The 13,633-nt window shown below is 62.5% G+C and carries 17 protein-coding genes; 9 read left to right on the top strand and 8 right to left on the bottom strand.

Translation table 11 applies throughout. The annotated features are described in order from the left end of the window. Positions 1–93 precede the first annotated feature (93 nt). From AUC70_RS11215 to AUC70_RS11205, 3 genes are all read left to right on the top strand, one after another. On the top strand, positions 94–927 hold the full coding sequence (locus AUC70_RS11215; RefSeq protein ID WP_141702086.1) for a leucyl/phenylalanyl-tRNA--protein transferase: 834 nt from the start codon (positions 94–96) through the stop codon (positions 925–927). Positions 928–1,141: 214 nt separating this feature from the next. After that, a complete protein-coding gene (locus tag AUC70_RS17185) occupies positions 1,142–1,522 on the top strand; it encodes a hypothetical protein (protein WP_158007436.1) in 381 nt (126 codons plus the stop codon). Continuing rightward, a complete protein-coding gene (locus AUC70_RS11205) occupies positions 1,462–3,291 on the top strand; it encodes a SulP family inorganic anion transporter (RefSeq protein WP_158007435.1) in 1,830 nt (609 codons plus the stop codon). Before AUC70_RS17185 ends, AUC70_RS11205 begins: the two co-directional genes overlap by 61 nt. A 74-nt stretch (positions 3,292–3,365) precedes the next feature. Here AUC70_RS11205 and AUC70_RS11200 read toward each other — a convergent pair whose 3' ends face one another. Beyond that, positions 3,366–4,181 (bottom strand): GGDEF domain-containing protein, encoded by an 816-nt coding sequence (locus AUC70_RS11200; protein ID WP_141702085.1) that lies wholly within the window; start codon positions 4,179–4,181, stop codon positions 3,366–3,368. Positions 4,182–4,379: 198 nt separating this feature from the next. Between AUC70_RS11200 and AUC70_RS11195 the strand changes: the two genes are divergently transcribed. Continuing rightward, positions 4,380–4,646: a hypothetical protein gene (locus AUC70_RS11195; RefSeq protein ID WP_069444921.1), complete on the top strand. Its 267-nt coding sequence runs from the start codon at positions 4,380–4,382 to the stop codon at positions 4,644–4,646. 83 nt (positions 4,647–4,729) lie between these two features. Continuing rightward, positions 4,730–5,023, top strand: coding sequence for a hypothetical protein (locus AUC70_RS11190; protein ID WP_069444920.1), 294 nt, complete (start codon positions 4,730–4,732; stop codon positions 5,021–5,023). Here AUC70_RS11190 and AUC70_RS11185 read toward each other — a convergent pair. From AUC70_RS11185 to AUC70_RS11170, 6 genes are all read right to left on the bottom strand, one after another. Next, positions 5,020–5,553 carry a flavodoxin domain-containing protein gene (locus AUC70_RS11185; RefSeq protein WP_083241490.1) on the bottom strand — a complete coding sequence of 178 codons (534 nt, stop codon included), beginning with the start codon at positions 5,551–5,553 and terminating at the stop codon, positions 5,020–5,022. The genes AUC70_RS11190 and AUC70_RS11185 overlap by 4 nt on opposite strands. A 103-nt stretch (positions 5,554–5,656) precedes the next feature. Then, a complete protein-coding gene (locus AUC70_RS11180) occupies positions 5,657–6,049 on the bottom strand; it encodes a DUF3307 domain-containing protein (protein WP_069444918.1) in 393 nt (130 codons plus the stop codon). A 60-nt stretch (positions 6,050–6,109) separates the two neighbouring features. Continuing rightward, positions 6,110–6,967, bottom strand: coding sequence for an adenylate/guanylate cyclase domain-containing protein (locus AUC70_RS16365; RefSeq protein WP_158007434.1), 858 nt, complete (start codon positions 6,965–6,967; stop codon positions 6,110–6,112). Beyond that, complete coding sequence (locus tag AUC70_RS18425; RefSeq protein ID WP_158007433.1) at positions 6,907–7,365, bottom strand: CHASE2 domain-containing protein; 459 nt, start codon at positions 7,363–7,365, stop codon at positions 6,907–6,909. The genes AUC70_RS16365 and AUC70_RS18425 overlap by 61 nt, the downstream gene beginning before the upstream one ends. A gap of 23 nt (positions 7,366–7,388) precedes the next feature. Further along, a complete protein-coding gene (locus tag AUC70_RS16355; protein WP_083241488.1) occupies positions 7,389–8,324 on the bottom strand; it encodes a CHASE2 domain-containing protein in 936 nt (311 codons plus the stop codon). A 150-nt stretch (positions 8,325–8,474) separates the two neighbouring features. Further along, a complete protein-coding gene (locus tag AUC70_RS11170) occupies positions 8,475–8,750 on the bottom strand; it encodes a hypothetical protein (RefSeq protein ID WP_069444917.1) in 276 nt (91 codons plus the stop codon). Positions 8,751–8,922: 172 nt separating this feature from the next. On the opposite strand from AUC70_RS11170, the gene AUC70_RS11165 reads away from it, so the two are divergent. Then, complete coding sequence (locus AUC70_RS11165) at positions 8,923–9,546, top strand: M78 family metallopeptidase domain-containing protein (RefSeq protein WP_069444916.1); 624 nt, start codon at positions 8,923–8,925, stop codon at positions 9,544–9,546. Between the two features lie 255 nt (positions 9,547–9,801). After that, complete coding sequence (locus AUC70_RS11160; protein WP_280138246.1) at positions 9,802–10,590, top strand: quinoprotein dehydrogenase-associated putative ABC transporter substrate-binding protein; 789 nt, start codon at positions 9,802–9,804, stop codon at positions 10,588–10,590. A gap of 2 nt (positions 10,591–10,592) precedes the next feature. Here the strand turns inward: AUC70_RS11160 and AUC70_RS11155 are convergent, their stop codons facing one another. Beyond that, entirely contained in the window at positions 10,593–11,900 is a 1,308-nt protein-coding gene (locus tag AUC70_RS11155; protein ID WP_083241487.1) for an ABC transporter substrate-binding protein, read from the bottom strand. A gap of 249 nt (positions 11,901–12,149) precedes the next feature. Between AUC70_RS11155 and AUC70_RS11150 the strand changes: the two genes are divergently transcribed. Together AUC70_RS11150 and AUC70_RS11145 are read left to right on the top strand one after the other, a co-directional pair. Then, entirely contained in the window at positions 12,150–12,809 is a 660-nt protein-coding gene (locus AUC70_RS11150) for a DUF7847 domain-containing protein (protein WP_069444914.1), read from the top strand. Between the two features lie 120 nt (positions 12,810–12,929). After that, complete coding sequence (locus AUC70_RS11145; RefSeq protein WP_141702084.1) at positions 12,930–13,589, top strand: DUF7847 domain-containing protein; 660 nt, start codon at positions 12,930–12,932, stop codon at positions 13,587–13,589. The last annotated feature ends 44 nt before the right edge of the window (positions 13,590–13,633 follow it).

The following is a 13,633-nucleotide window of genomic DNA, read 5'->3' as shown; positions in this document are numbered from 1 at the left end:
CCTTGGGAATCCTTTGCGGGCAAGCTTGACGCGAGGTGTGGTGGCCTGTGAGCGCCGCCGCGCGCGTCGTCGAGTATTGCGTTGGAGTTGCCCGTGTCCGCGAGACAGAGTGTCCTCAAGCAGGTCTCAGAAAGCCTTGTCACGTCCGGGCTCTACAGCAAGCCGGCGGCGTTGGCCCTGCTTGCCAAACAATTCGTGGGCTTCGGTCCGCGCCTGCCCGATCCGGAGAAGGCGCTGCGTCAGCCGGAAGGGCTGGCCGGGCGCTGTTCGTCGCTCGACGTGCCCACCATGGTCGCGGCATACGCGAAAGGGCTCTATCCCCAAGACATGAAGTGGTGGGCTCCGGCCGAGCGCGCCGTGTCGTTTCCCGAAAATGTCCGTATTTCACAGCGCGTCTGGCGTTTGCTCCAGACGCAGGCCTATGGCGTCACCTTCGACACGGATTTCGCGGCCGTGCTTCGCGGCTGCGCGGTCGAGGAGGGGCTCGTCGAGGTCTTCACGGCGCTGCATCGCGCAGGCTATGCGCACTCTGTCGAAGCCTGGGACCGCAGCGGCCGTCTCGCTGGCGGCCTATTTGGGCTTGCGATTGGACGGGCGTTCTTCACCGAAGGCTTGTTCGCGCGGGAGCGCGATGCGGCGAATGTGGGCTTCGTGACCTTGAGCTGTCATTTGCAGCATTGGGGCTTCACGCTCAACGACGGCAAACGCATGCGCGGACACCTCAGCCAGCTCGGTTTCGTGGTGGTGCCCCGCTTTGCCTTCGATGGGCTGTTGTCCAAGGCCGTGCTTCATCCAAGCCGTGTGGGCAAGTGGGGAGTGGAAACGGGGCTCGATGCCGCTCATTGGAATCCGCAATATGCCGGCACGGGCAAAGCGACCGGCCAAGCGCGCCGGATCGGTAACGACACGCTTCCGCCGTCGGCCTGATCGTCTGTGCCGATCACCATGAGATGCGCCTGCTCATCGCTTTGCGGAGAAGAAAGTGCGGGCCGAAGCGTTTTTGCTTGCATTGTCGTATTGCCCGGCCATGATCGGTCACAATTCAACCCCGTGAATTTCCGATACGCTTTTGTCTTTGCTGGAAAATTTGGCGCCTAAGCGCCCGCAGAATATTGACGTCGCAACGCTTGGGCGCGACGCCATGGCGGGGACGATCTCGGCGATCGTCAACATCGCCTATTGTATCTCGTTCAGCGCCCTTTTCCAAGGTTCTATCGCCGCCGGATTCCCGCTCGGACTGGCCGCGCTCATCATGGGCACCATGGTGACCGGCGTCGTCGTATCGCTGACCACGACGCTCGTTCCCGCCGATGCGGGTCCCGATACGCCAGCCGTGGCCGTTATGAGCGTGTTGGCCACCACGGTGGCCGCGGGGCTCGCCGCGAAGGGCGCGGACACCGAAACGATGATCATCAACGTGATGGTCGCCATCACGGTCAGCACGTTTCTCACCGGCGCGTCTTGTTCGGACTTGGCGGGTTCAAGCTCGGTCAATGGCTGCGCTTCGTACCGTTCCCCGTGATCGGCGGCTTCCTTGCCGCCTCGGGGCTTCTGCTCATCACCGGCGGCGTTGAAGTCATCACCGGCAGCAACCTCACCCTGTCGCCGTCGAGCTGGGCGGTCATGGCGGATATGCGCTATGCGCCGCAGATCGCCGTGGGGCTCGCCTTCGCCTTCTTCATCGTCCTGCTCAAGCGCTGGATGGACGATTATCTGACGCTGCCCATCGCCTTTCTCGTTTTCCTTGTCGTGCTGAACGCCATTCTTATGTGGTTCGTGACCGACCCGGACACCCAGGCGGACTGGTATCTGGCGGCCGTCGGCGCCTTACAGCTCTGGTGGCCCATCGGCGCGCTTTCGACCCATGACATCGATTGGGGTGTCATGGCGCTGAGCAGTGCGGAAATCGGCGCTGTCTGCGGCGTGACCGCGATCTCCATGCTGCTCGATGTTTCGAGCCTCGAAGTCGCCAGGCAGAAATCCGCCGATCTCGACAAGGAGTTCCGCACCAACGGTCTCGCCAACGTGCTGGCGTCGGTGCTTGGCGGCGTGGCCGGCAATCTGTCGCTCAATAACAGTCTGCTGCTGCAACAGGCCGGCGCCGTCACGCGGATCAGTGGCGTGTCCGTTGCGGTCGTGTGCGGCTTGGTGCTGTTCGCCGGGGCCGATGTCGGCAGCTTCGTGCCCAAGGCGATCCTGGGCGGGATGCTGGCTTATCTCGGCACGATGATCTTGATGGAAGCGCTCGTGCATTCGCCGGCGCAGCGGTCCCGCACGGACCTTGCGCTCGCCATCGCGATCGCGCTGGTCATTCTGTATTTCGGCTATCTGGTGGGCGTGGTGCTTGGCGTCATCGGCGCCTGCCTGCTCTTCGCGCTGTCGTATAGCCGGATCGGCGTGATCCGCCGTCACCTAACGCGCTACGAACTGTCGAGCAGTGTGGACCGCTCGCCGGAGCAGACGCGCCTTCTCCAGGAGGAGGGCAAGCGCGTTCATGTGTTCTGGCTGTCCGGCTTCATCTTCTTCGGATCCTCGAACGGGCTCTTCGAGCGTATTCGGCGCGAGATCGAGGAACAGAAGGAAAAACCGGTTGGCTATATCGTTCTCGACTTCAGCGCCGTGCAGGGGCTCGACACTTCGGCCGTCTTGAGCCTCGTCAAGCTGCGCAACTATTGCGAGGAGCGTGACGTCACGCTCGTCTTCAGTGGTCTGAGCGATTCCATGCATGCCGCGTTCCTGGGCGCCGGCTTCTTCGGTACGGACCGGCCGCACCAGGCGTTCCCGACCCGCAACGATGCGGTCGAATGGTGCGAGGACATGGTGTTGCTGTATCACGAGGTCGGCGAGGCTTCGTCGCACACGTTCGAGTCATGGCTTCAGAACGAGCTTGGTGGCGATATCACCTTCGAACGGGTCGAGCCTTACATGACCCGGCGTGAGCTGGACAGCGGCGTCGTGTTGTTCCGGCAGGGGGAGCCGTCCGACTCCGTCGTGTTCCAGGCTTCAGGCTGTGTGGCGATCACGATTGCGGGCGAATACGGTAAGTCTATCCGTCTGCGGCGTATGCTGGGCCATACGGTCGTCGGTGAAATGGGTTTCTACCGCGACGTGCCGCGCGGGGCGAACGTGGTCGCGGAGAGCGCCAGCGTCGTCTATATCCTCACCCGCGAGTCCTTCGACAAGATGCAGGAGGAAGATCCGTCGGCTGCCGCCGCCCTCCACAAGCTCATCATCCGGCTTCTGTCCGACCGGCTCGAATTCGCCAACCGCGAGATCTCCGCGCTGCATTAGATTTGAGCGTGGCGCGCGTCGTCACAATAGATGGTGGCGCGTATCTGCCCGGTCCCCACTGGAGTAGATGGCCGTCAGTTGATCGCGGCCGGCGGCTCGAAGAACACGAGCGCCGTCTTGCCTTCGCTTTTCGCCCGGTACATGGCGACATCGGCGTGATGAATGATCTCGTCCGGTGTGGACCCGTTTTGGGGAATGAGCGCCACGCCGATCGAGGCGCCGGGTTCGTGGGATCGTCCGCCGACGCGAATCTCGCTGTCCAGGGTGGCCATAATGCGTTGACCGATGGCGTGGGCGGTGTCCCGGTCGACATCGTAGGATAGGAGCGCGAACTCGTCGCCGCCGAGCCGCGCCAACAGATCGCTTGGCCGGGCCGCGGACTGAAATCGTCCGGCGACGGCTTGCAGGACGCGGTCTCCCATGGCGTGGCCAAAAAGATCGTTGATGCTTTTGAAGCCGTTCAGGTCGATCAGGAAGAACGCGTGCTCCTGGCCGTTGGCCGAGGAGGCGATGGCCCCCGCCAGGGCCGAATCCAACTCGCGGCGATTTGCCAGCCCCGTCAAGGGATCATGCGACGCCATCGTGCGCAGTTGGCGCATCTGAGATCGCGTCACGGCGCGGCGCGCGGCTTCATACCGGACCTCACGCAGGCGCCGGATGGCGAAAGCACAGACACACAGAGCCAGCAGGACCGTGAGCGCCATCGCCTCGGCAAGCGAGACTTTGCGCTGCGGCTCGGAGAGCTCGGCGCTGAACCAGAAGAGATTGTATTGCAGCGCGAGCAGCGCCCCCACGAGCACCACGCTTGCGAGGAGCAGGCCGTCCTGAATACTTGGCCGAGGATTATCAGCGATCGAACGTACCAGTGATCTGAGTCCAGGTGTCGTCACGACGGAACTCTCCCGAAAGGTTGAGCCAACCAGCGGCGGAGTTGATTGCCCTACCGTGAAGCCTGCAATGCGCCCGGAAGTCAAGGGCGTGCTTTGTGAGCGATCGCCAGCGCCAGGAAAACGGGCCCCTAGGCCGGCCACTTTGACACTCCGTGACGGCAGTGAGAGACTCCCTTTCTTTGCGAACGGAGCAATGCGATGAAAATATCACCATTTCTCATTGCAGGCGTCGCTCTCGTCCTGACGACGCTTGTGCCGGCCACGGCGTCGGCGGGGCGTGTCCGCGTCTACGTCGATCCGCCCTATGGCTACGATTACCCCCGATATCGCGGCGACTATCCCCGGTACCGCTACGAACGGCCCGAATACAGGGACGATGACGACGATCCGCAAGGCTACGCCGTCTACCGAGTGCCCAAGCGGTTTCTCAGGCGGGATGCACGCCGATATTGGCGTGGCTGGTAGGCCTTTGTAGCGACGCTACGGTATTTCGCCTGCGCAGTTAAAAGCCGGCAAGGCACGTGCGTGAGGATCCATGGAGGTGAGCCATGAACAGCCATCTGAGCGTGTTGGCATCTTTGCTGCTCGTGACAACGGCGCACGCCGCGTCGCTACCGGGCGACAGCGCCAACGGACAGCGCCTGTACGACGCCCATTGCACGGACTGCCACGACACCAGCGTTCTCTCACGCCCCAATCGGGCCGTTCAGTCTCTGGATGAATTGAAGGAGCAGCTAGCCAGTTGCAGCCATATGGCGAGCGCGGAGTTCTCCGCGACCGAGACGCAGGACCTGCTCAAATACTTGAACGACGAGTTCTACAACTTCCCCAGCGACCGTTAGTCGGCGGCGCTCTTAAGAAATGCGCCGACGAAACCGTCCAAAGCATTCCAGTCCGTGAACTCTCGATCGCCCCCGTCGTCGGCTGCGAGACCCCGCTTCATGACGATGAACTTCACGACTTGCTCTTGGAAATAATCGTATTCGGTGAAACGGACAGCACCCCCTAACAGGAGTGTCATGCGCGGCTGCCATCCCGTCAGTTCGACAAATTGATCCACGTAGCGTTGCGCTTCTGGCCGGGTGTCCTCCAACGCCGCTGAAAAGCTGACCGATACGAAGGCCGACGGACGAGAATTCAGCTGTTTGCTATGGGCGGTCGCGAAGTTCTTGATGGCCTTCTGGTGCTGTTCCTGGTGCACCGACCCCGCGACGACAACCGCTTGAAACGCGTTGAGGTCTACGTTGGCATCCGACTCTCCGGCGTCGTGCACTTCGACGGCATGTCCGCGGCCGGACACATCCTTTGCCACGCGCTCGGCAATCTTGCGGGTTTGCCCCTCGGTGGTTCCATAGACGATCAAGACGTTCACGGCTTGCCTCCCGCAGCATGTGTTCACCGATGGAGAAACCATCCATGGCGTCGAGCATACAATTCAGGCCGGTCCCTGCCCAGGGCACTCGTTCTGTCGTTGGTCAGTTCATCGCCCAAACGAGCACGGCGACGATGCCGACATAGGTCAGACCATGCGCAAGTTGGTCGAGGCCGAGCGCATGCCAATAATTCGCTGTCTGCGGCGTCGCCTTCATGCGGCGGCCGAACTGCTCCTTGGCCCAATCCACATGGTAGTGAACGACGAACTCTCCCAGCGCGATCCAGAGCGCCAGCAACAAGGAGGCGGGCGCCAGCGCGAGATAGGCGAGCGGCGTCAGCGCGACGTGGATCCCTGCATGCACGAAGCCGCCCGGGTGGCCGTACGTTCCCTTGTTGCAGTACTGGAATGGCGTTTGAAGGAAGAAGTCGGCCACGGTGTGCTTGACCATCAAGATGGCGATCGCGGCAAGGCAAAGAATGGCAATCTCAGGCATAGGTACGTTCGACTGTAAGCTTTTGGCGTATTGCGTTGGTGGATGGGTTGCTTCGATCAGTTACTTGGACATGGCTTGCGTGGTGCCGTCCCAATTCTCCGGCGGCGGCGTGACACGGAAGGCGTTGATGCGGTCGCGATAGAGTGCGTAGAGGCCTTTCAGCTTGCCGCCGCCCAAGGCTTCACACTCGGCCAGTAGCACCTCGGCGCCGTCCCAGTCCATCGCCCGATATTTCGACAGAAAGTCCTGGTGCTTGGCGGTGAGGGCGCCGAAAGCCTCGCTCTGCCGGACGGTGTCGTCGCCCAGAAGGCCGAAGATGCGGGTAGCTTCGGTCTTTCCTTTGACCTTCAAGAGATCGAGTTCGAGGAAGGCGAAGTCCGGCGCGCGGGCCGCCGTTTCCTCGCCGACAATGATCACGAGGTCGTAGGTCTTGGACTGGCCTTCCAGGCGGGAGGCAACGTTCACGTTGTCGCCGATCACCGAATAGTCGAACCGCGTTTCCGACCCGAGATTGCCGACGCAGCACACGCCCGTGTTCAGGCCGATGCCGAGCTTCACCGGCTTGTAGGGGCGGCCCGCCTCTTCGGCGGCCTTCTCCCAGCGCTCGTTGAGAACGGCCATCTCGTCGACCATGCGAAGCGCGGCGGCACAGGCATGCTCCGGATGGTTGGGGTCGTCGAGAGGCGCGTTCCAAAACGCCATCAAGGCGTCGCCCATGAATTTGTCGATCGTACCTTCCTCGTCGAGGATGATGTTGCTGAGCGGCGTGAAGAGGTCGTTGAGAAAGCGGGTGAGTTCTTCCGCATCCAGCCCTTCCGAGATCGTCGTGAAGCCGCGCACGTCGCTAAAGAGAAGTGTCATGTCGCGGTTCTCGCCGCCGAGCTTGAGCCGCTCGGGATCGTCCGCCAGCCGTTCCACGAGTGCGGGCGCATGTAGTGCGAGAACGCGTTGCGCACGCGGTTGCGTTCGCGCTCGGTCCGCAAGAAGACGAACGACGAGCCGGTGAGATAGATCGCCGTCAAGGCGATCGTCGGGTAGACCGGATCGACCAGCCAGCCCCAGCTGTTGAACGCATGCCATGACAGCCAAACGACGAAGGCCACGGCGAGCCCCCCGAGCACGGCGCTGCCCAGCGCGCCTGCACGGTAGATCAGGACGGCGATCAGGAGGCCGAGGACGAGGATGTAAAGGAGTTCCGCGGGCGTCGCGAAATCAGGCCGCATCAGATAGCTGCCGCGAATGATCTGTTCCACGGCCTGAGCATGCAATTCGACGCCCGGCACGGAGGCTTCGAGCGGCGTTGCGCGCAGGTCCAACAGGCCTGCGGCACTGGTGCCGATCAGAAGAATGCGGCCGCAATCTCGTCTTCGCCGATCTCGCCGTCCAGGATTTTCCAGGCTGGCAGATAGCGGTCGCGGGTCTGCGGCGAAAAATGAAGCCACATTTGGCCGTTCGCATCGGTCGGAACTTCGAAATCGCCGACCCGGACTTTGACGATGCCGGTCTGCTCGCCGAACGCCTTCTCGCCGCTGGCACCGGAGGATTTGACGACATAGGTCGATGCGCCTTGGGCGACGCGTAGGAGGTCGGCGGAAAACGATGGGTACAGCGTTTCATCGAGGGTCACCAGAATGGGCATGCGCCGGATGATCTGGTCATATTCGGGGACCCAGTTGAGCGCGCCTGCGCCGACCGCTGGGGTCTGCAGTTCCTTGAGGCTCGACGTCGCGCTGGGGTAGTGGGGTGCGAACAGGCGCGGGTCGTCGCCGCCGAAGGACATGCCCGCCTTGGCTTCCGGCAATGCGTGCTGATTCATGGGCGAGGCGATGAAGCCCATCACGACCGGAGCCGTGCCGATGGTCTCGGCGAAGATCTCGTCATTGGAGGGAAGCGCGTCGAGCTCGGTCTTGAGCTGGGTCAGCTGGTCCGATTGAGGCCAGAACTTCACGGCATTGGCCGGCGACATCCGGTCTGGTTCCGGAAACACCATATCGAAACCGACCGTGGCGGCGCCGGCATCGCGCAGTTTCACCAAGAGATCGCTAAGGATCGTCCGTGGCCAGGGCCATTGGCCGATCCGTTGCAGCGACTCCTCGTCGATGTCGACGATGCGGACGGGTAGCTCCGGGTCGAACTTGAGGGGTGCCAGACGCTGATAGGAATCGAAGACGAGAGACCTCAGCCGCGCGACCGGCGTGGGGTCCCACACGCGTAGCACCAAGGAAGCCAGAATGGCCGCCCCAATGATGAGGCTATAAAGAAGGCGTGGACCCATCCCGCTCGTAATTCCGTCTTTTTCGGCCGGGCGAGGGGCCCGCAGCGGCCAGACCCTATCGGCTGATACGGGCCTGTCAATTGGCGCGCCGGGAGGGGGAAGGGCGGTCCAAAAAACGAAACGCCCCGATTTGGGGCGTTTCGGCTGTCTTTAGTCGGAGAACCTGTTCGGGCGCAGGTTGCGCCAGACGGCTTCGGTCTCGAAATCGAGATTGTTCTGAAACTTGCTTTTGGCGTTGGCTGCCTGCGCGGTCTTGGACTTCCGCTTGATTACGGTCGCTTCGTTGGTATAGCGCGGCGCGCCGTCGATCCAGTAGGCCTTGCCGCGGTCGGCCATGGCAGGATTGCTGTTGGCGGCGAGAACGGCCACGCCGAGAACGAGGCCAAAAACGGAGAGGGTCAGCTGTTTCATCAGTTCGGTCATCATCGTCGGGTCCTCCGGCGCGAAAGCTCGCCGATCGGCGGTTGGGGGTCTTCCGTATATGGTGGGGGCACGACCGGGATCAACGTGGCCTTGTACGGGGTGTGACGAACGTCACAGTTCCCGAATAACGCAGTATTTATCGTGCCGCCCGCCAGTTTCCGCTAATATCCGCCAAATGCGCCAGATCAGATGGCCGGTCCGCCGGCTGCCCGGTTTGTGGGGCGCCGGGCTCGATAGAAGAAGAATACAGGTTTTCTCGCGGCTGCCGGTCGTCCTCGCGGCCGGGCTTCCGGCCGTACTGGCCGTATGGTTCGTTTCCCAGCCATCGTCGCCGGCCCGGGCAGGGCGCTTCCTGCCGGAGGTCGATAATCCGTATTGCGATATCCGGACCTACAAGCTGCGCGGCGTCGAGGAGCAAGCCTCCTCCATGACGGATCGCCTCGGGCGTCCCGTTATCGTGGTCAATGCCAGGACGCTGCGGGATCAGCCGAGTTACAGCCGTTTTCTGTTGGCGCACGAGTGCTGCCACCACACGCTCGGCCATGTGGCCAACGCCAAGAAGGGGCTGGGTCACGTCGGACCGCAGGCCTTCTACTACATTGCCCCGGAGCTGAAGCGCATGGAGCTGGAGGCCGACTGCTGTGCCGCCCGGCTGCTCCGTGAACGGCACGAAGAGGACGGTATCGACGCGGGGTCGTTTGCGATGGCCGAATTCGGCGACAAGCCCACCGGAGCCTACTACCCGACGGGGTTGGAACGGGTGGACAACATTCGCCGTTGCGCGGGGCTCGACCCATAGTCCGTCGGTGAGGGGGTACGGTTTCCCGGAGGTCGCCCTTGCTACGAGACAGCAGTCATCGTTTAAGACGGTCTCGAACACCCTATCTTACTTCGACGGGCGCGTGGCCAGGCCATTCGGCCCCGGCTAGAAGAGACAGCGCAGGACGCGCGGCAGAGGAACGGCCTTGAGCGAAGCTCGATCACGAACGAGGTACGCGGTTGCCCGATTGAGTGGCCCGATTTGGGCGGCCGTTGCGCTGGCTGTCGCGTTCTTGTGCGTTGCCGGCCAGGCGCGCGCCATGGAGGAGGGGTTCTCCGCGTCTGCGCCGACCCCGACAACATGCCGTTCTCGAACGACAAGGAGGAAGGCTTCGAAAACAAGCTCGCGGAACTCATCGCCGAGCGTCTGGACCGGGAGCTCGTCTATACGTGGTTCCCGGAGGACACCGGTTACGTGCCGAACACGATCGGAGAGAACGCCTGCGCGATGGTGATGGGCTATGCGCAGGGCACCGGGCTCATCGAAGATACGAACCCCTACTATTATGCCTCCTACGTTCTGATCACGCGCGCCGACGATACCGCCCTGAACGGTGTGATCTCGTTGTCGGATCCGCGGCTCAAGTCGAAGCGCGTCGGGCTCGTTGCGCGCACGCCGCCGGCAAGCATCCTCGCCATGAACGGGCTGATCGCGAATGCGAAACCATTCGATGCACGCTCCGGAGAGAGCCAGTCCACCATCGCGCAGGACATGATCGCGGAGATTATCTCGGGCGAGCTCGACGCGGTCTCTATGGGCCCCATCGGCGGATACTACGCCGCACTTGCGGATGTCCCACTGAACGTTGTGCCGTTGGTCAAGGAACGCGCGGGGCCGGCGACCTTCTACCCGATCACGCTCGGCATTCGTCCGAACGAACCTCAGTTCAAGCATCAGGTGAACAAGGTTCTGGCTGATAACGCGGACGAGATCATTGCAATCCTGGAAGATTACCACGTGCCGGTTCTAGACCGGGAAGGGCAGCTTCTGACAGCCGGGGGCGCCGCGCCGGCAGGCCAATAAGCCTACATCTTGCACTTGCTCTCCGGCTCATCGATGCCGAGCGTGTCGACCTCTATTTCCGGGTGGCTCGCGTGGGGAAAGCCCTTTTGCGGTGATACGGACACCGGCACCTGCTCGGTCGCGATCAGGATCGGCTGGCGGAATTGCCCGTCCCAAGGCCGGAATTGCTGCTTGATGCCTTTGAAGGGCGCCAGCTGCAGGTCGGGGCCATGGATGAAGGCCGAGACCGTGTCGAAGTCGTTCTTGGGCTTGCGGGTCACCGCCTCTCCGATGGTTCGCGTGGCCACATAGGCCATGTGGTCGATCGGCAGCATGAGCCGGTCGTTGGCCTTCTCGAAATTGTTGTTCGCTTGGGTGGCGCCCCATTTCTCGTGCCCGCGGCTCCAGGTGGTGGCCGTCAGGCCTGTCGTGCCGGCCACGACCCGCGGCTGACCTCCGCCGCGATAGGGCATCAGGGGCCCAAAGATTTGGTCTTCGTCTGCAACCACGATCACGTCGTAGTCGGTCGCTTTGACCATCTGGTGGCTGGCATTGGCTTCCTTGTGGGGCTTCGCCGGCGGGATGGGCCCGACGCCGTCGCGCCGTCCTCCCGACACGTCGACATACTCACGGTCATCGACGATGTTGCCGCCAAAGCGCTCGGCTGCGCGCAGGACCGCGTCACGGTAAGCCTTGTCTGCGTCCGTCGATCCATGAACGACAAGCCAATCCGTCCACCCCATCTTGACGAGATATTGGGCGAGGGCATCGGCGAGCATGTAGCGGTCCGGCACGACATGCATGACGTTCGCACGGCAATCTTCCTGACGCAGCGAGACGTCCTCGGCGCGGATGTTGAAGAGGAGAATGTCCTTGTCGGCCGCCCAATCGGACAGCTTGAGCAATGTCGGGGCCGAGGCGTCGACCACAATGTAGTTGTGACCCGACTCGTAGAGCTTCTTCAGGGCATCGACCGCTTCTTCGGGCGATGACGCCGTCTCGACGTCAAGCCCGTAGAGATGTCCCATGAAGCGGCCGCCGGCATTGTTCTCCTTGATGCCCATTTCGGCGCCGGCAATGCCTGCGTTATCCGGCTCGACGTCCAGGCGCGAGGCTGGCCGCGGTCCGGCAACCTCCTCGCGCAGATAGCCGATATCGACCGGCATCATGGGCGGTGACTGCGGTAGCTTGATCGCGACGCCGCCGTCGTTCCGCTGGGCGGGCTTGTCGTTGTCGGCGGCTGATGCGGCGCCGGCCGTCAATCCGAGAACCATGACCGCGGCAATCGCGGCCGCACGGACGAGACCTACCGGAAGCGTGTCGATGCGCATGATCGGACCTTGGGCGCCGGGCGTGCGTTTCCTCAGATCACAGTTCACCCCTTGCCGGCGGCTTCTTCAGGGGGCCGTGTTCTTTTCCGGCATGGTACAAATGGCAACAATGGGATGGCAAGTTGGAAACAACGACGGGATTAAGTGGCAATCCGCCGGGCAAGTGCGTCCTCTCAAGGAATCTGTGGATTCTGTTGGAGAACGGCGATCCATTCCCAAAATGTGGCGCGGAAGTGATAGGTTACCCCTATGCAGTTCTCACCCGGTGACGCAATTCGGTTTGGCTGGGAGACGTTCAAGAAGCGTCCCTGGTTCTTCATTGGCGCGATGGTGATCCTGGCGGTGGCGAACATCGCCGTCGGTATTGTCAGCGGTGCGGTCGATACCATCACGGGCGGTTCCTACGAGGAGCCGACCGTCCTCGGAAACCTCGTGAGCTACCTGCTGGGCGTGCTGATCAGCATGGGCATGACGGCCTTTTTCCTCGCCTCCCACGACAACCCGCACGGGGTCGACTTCGCGACCCTGTGGCATCCAAGTCCCTACTGGAAGTTCTTCGCCACCTCTGTTCTGGCCTCGCTGGCCGTCGGTATCGGGTTGGTGCTCCTGATCGTGCCTGGCTTGATCGCCATGGTCCTTTTCATGTTTTCGACGTTCCTGGTGATCGATCGCGGCTTGGGCCCGATCGACGCGTTGAAGGCGAGCATGGAAATGACCAGAGGCAATCGCTGGCCGCTCTTCTGGTTCATTCTGCTGTGCTTGCTGATTATTCTCGTGGGCGCGCTGGCGCTCGGTGTCGGGCTTCTCGTCGCCGCGCCGATCGTCGGCATCGCCTTCGCCTATGCCTACCGGCTCCTGTCCGGCTATGCAGCGCAGGTTGCGCCGCCGGACGCGCGGCTCGACATCTGAGTAGACGACCGGGGTCGACGGGCACAGTTTGTCCGGCGGTGATCCACTGATGACATCCGCAGTGCGTCGTATCCAGTCTGTCTTGGGGGTGCCGTCACGCAACGAGGCTAAGTGGTGCTCATGCGGTTTTCACCCACAGCTGCAATCCAGTTTGGCTGGGAGGCGTTCAAGAAGCGCCCCTGGTTCTTCGCTGGCGCCGTCGCCATCCTGCTGGTGGCGAACTTCCTGAACGTTGGCATCAGCAGCGGGGTCAACAGCCTGACAGGTGGTACCCTCGAGGAGCCGACCATCGTGTCGAACCTCGTGAACCTCGCGATCAGCGCCTTGATCTTGATGGGTGCGGTGGCGTTCTTCCTGGCCGCCCACGACAATCCCGATAGCGTCGAGTATTCGGCTCTGTGGCATCCGACGTCCTATTTGAAGTTCTTCGCCACCTCTCTTTTGACGTCGCTGGCCATTGGCTTCGGACTCGTGCTCCTGATCGTGCCGGGCCTGATCGCCATGGTGCTGTTCATGTTCTCCACCTTCGTTGTCGTCGATCGCGGCTTAGGACCGCTCGACGCACTAAAGACAAGCATGGAGATGACCAAGGGTAATCGCTGGCCGTTGTTCGGCTTTGCCGTCCTCACGGCGCTCATCATTGCGCTTGGCGTGTTGGCGCTCGGGGTCGGCCTTCTCGTGGCGGTACCGATCGTGGGGCTCGCCACGGCCTATGCCTACCGGCTCCTGTCGGGCGTACCCGACACCGCCGCGGCAGCGGACGCACGGCTCGCGGCTTGAGGTTCTCGGCCTGAGGTCTGCGCCCTTCGGACACGATGGCTCAA

Source organism: Methyloceanibacter stevinii (assembly GCF_001723355.1).
Lineage (GTDB): Bacteria > Pseudomonadota > Alphaproteobacteria > Rhizobiales > Methyloligellaceae > Methyloceanibacter > Methyloceanibacter stevinii.
The sequence above is the reverse complement of the archived record's forward strand: the minus strand, read 5'-3'. Positions and strand labels throughout refer to the sequence as shown.